At 63.7% G+C, this 2416-nt stretch carries 3 protein-coding genes and 2 pseudogenes; all 5 read left to right on the forward strand.

What is annotated here, in order from left to right; genetic code table 11:
- Positions 1–228: pseudogene (locus AC1DOC_RS29505) on the forward strand (amidohydrolase); the annotation flags it as partial.
- Between the two features lie 2 nt (positions 229–230).
- On the forward strand, positions 231–905 hold the full coding sequence (locus AC1DOC_RS29510) for a hypothetical protein (RefSeq protein ID WP_478131107.1): 675 nt from the start codon (positions 231–233) through the stop codon (positions 903–905).
- A 1-nt stretch (position 906) separates the two neighbouring features.
- Positions 907–1101 carry a 2-hydroxymuconate tautomerase gene (locus AC1DOC_RS29515; RefSeq protein ID WP_478131108.1) on the forward strand — a complete coding sequence of 65 codons (195 nt, stop codon included), beginning with the start codon at positions 907–909 and terminating at the stop codon, positions 1099–1101.
- Positions 1101–2090, forward strand: a complete 990-nt coding sequence (locus tag AC1DOC_RS29520) for an isochorismatase family protein (protein WP_478131109.1) — start codon at positions 1101–1103, stop codon at positions 2088–2090. The genes AC1DOC_RS29515 and AC1DOC_RS29520 overlap by 1 nt, the downstream gene beginning before the upstream one ends.
- 102 nt (positions 2091–2192) lie before the next feature.
- A pseudogene (locus tag AC1DOC_RS29525) lies at positions 2193–2416 on the forward strand (NAD(P)(+) transhydrogenase (Re/Si-specific) subunit alpha); the annotation flags it as partial.

Below are 2416 nucleotides of genomic sequence, written 5' to 3' on the forward strand. Positions count from 1 at the left end.
GCGCGCAAGGGCAATATCGAGGTCGGTTTCGACGCCGATCTGGTGCTGGTCGATCTCGACGAAGAACGCACGGTACACCACACGGGGAAGGGAACCTGCATCTACGAAGGCTGGAAACTCAAGGGCTGGCCCGTGCTGACCGTGTCTCGTGGCGCGGTGGTCTACGAGAACGGCCAGGTCGACGAGAGCCACTTCGGTCGTGGTCGTTGTCTGTCCGTGCCGGCCTAGCCATGGAAACTGGATTCTGCGAACCCCTGATGGGCAGCGTGGCGCCGGCCGTGAGAAGCCTCGCGCAGCGCATCGGCGCCATGCATGCGGCCGCGCGCCAACTTGCGATCCGGCAGCCGCCGCTTCGTGCGGAGCGGTTGTCGGGTATCCACAGCCCGTGGGGGCACRCATCGGCGCTGACGGATGCCTGGTGTTTCCTGGACCTCTGCGAAGACCCGGAAATCCTGGACAACGTCGAGCGGCTGATCGGCCCAGATATCGTGCTGTGGGACACCGAACTGCATCTCGAGGCCGCTGCCTACAGGCGCTTCGTTGAAACAAGGCGCGAGGGACGCTACTGGCCGGCATTGCCGCTGGCGGGCGCCGTGGTGCTGGTTGCGCCGACGGCCGTGCAGAAAGTCTTTTTCCTGTCGCTCGACGCCATTGCACAGAACCTGCCGGTGCTGGACCCCTGCGCGCCGCTGTTCGTGATCCGCTACATGCCGGGCACGAGCCAGTTCGTGCGCGACGGGCGTGCGCTGGCCAACTGGATCGCGATGGAAGAGCAGCCGCTCATCAACTACACCACGCGGCCGCTCTGGCTGGTGCGCGGCGAAGACCGCGCCGGCAACGATTTCGTGACGGGCTTTGCGCCCACGGTCCCCCGCTGGGCCGGCATTCAACCTGAGGAAAACTGACATGCCATTCGTGATCGTCGAGATGTGGGAAGGCCGCACGGTCGACCAAAAACGTAACCTGGTCAAGGCCATTACCCAGGCCATGGTCGACCACGCGGGCYGCAAGCCCGACCACCTGCACGTCGTGATTCACGACACGCCCAAAGAAAGCTGGGGACGCAACGGCGTGCTCGGCATCGACATGAAGGAAAAATGATGGACCTCGACAACCTCGATCCAAAAACCTCGGCGCTGCTGGTCATCGACCTGCAAAACGCATTCATCCACGACAAGGGCACGCTTGGAATTTCAGGCGTCGACACACAGCGCCTGTCGGYGATCGTGCCGGTGCTTGCGGCTCTCATTCCGCGCTGCCAAGCCGCGGGCATTCCAGTGATCTGGACCGTGCAGGAACACTTCGCGGTCGACGCGAGCCGCGCGCACAAGAAGCTCGCGGGCCACACCTCGCGTCGCAAGCAGGTGTCGGCGCTCGCCGGCACCTGGGACGAAGAGATCGTCGAAGAATTGAAGCCTCTGGCGGCCGCCAATCCGGCCTACGTGATCCGCAAGCATCGCTTTGGCGCCTTTTACGAAACGCGCCTCGAGATGATGCTCAAGATGCTGGGCACGCGCACGCTCTTCGTGGCCGGAACCACTGCCAATGCATGCGTCGAAACCAGCATCCGTGAGGCCTATCTGCGCGACTACGACGTGGTGGCACTGAACGACTGCATCTCGGGCGTCAATGCAGAGTGGGAAGAGACGGCCAAGAAGGTCTGGAAGCAGTACTTCTGCGAGATTTCCGATGCGGCGGAGATGCGCGGCTGGATCGACGCGAAGTCCGCGCCTCGCACGCTGAGCTACGGCCACATGCTTCTGATGGTGCAGGACGTGCCGCGCTCGACCTCGTTCTACGTCGACCAACTCGGTTTCACGGTCCGACCCGCAAAGCCACTGGCTGATGGCCGGCCGTTCACGGCCTTCCATCAAGGTGTAGCCATCGTCGGCGGGCGGGCGCCTTCGCACCGGCAGATCGATCACATGGCATTCGAGGTCAACGACGTGCGCGCACTGCGCGACAGGCTGAAGAAGGCGAATATCGAGTTTCAAGAAGACCTGCATGACGGACCGTACGGGCTGACCATTTACGTGACCGATCCCGACGGCACGCGCGTCGAGCTGTACCAAGTAGGCGCGACCGCCTGAGCGTTCGACTTGCTTTTGTCCGCACCGGCGGCTCTCAGGTGACGCGGGAAGCACGGCCGACGCCGTGCATTCTCGTGTCCGGTCATACAACAAGGACATCCTATGCTGATAGGCGTGCCTGCCGAGACAATGGCCGGCGAAACCCGCGTGGCCGTAACGCCCGAGACGGTGAAGAAACTGGCCGCTTCCGGGCACACCGTGCGCGTGCAGTCCGGGGCTGGCATTGCAGCCAGCGTCACCGATGTCGCCTACGAGGCCGCCGGTGCCGAGATCGTCAACATGAACGCCGCCTTCGCGGCCGACATGGTGCTCAAGGTGCGCACCCC

The sequence above is a fragment of the Variovorax sp. 01T439_2 genome (assembly GCF_056398445.1).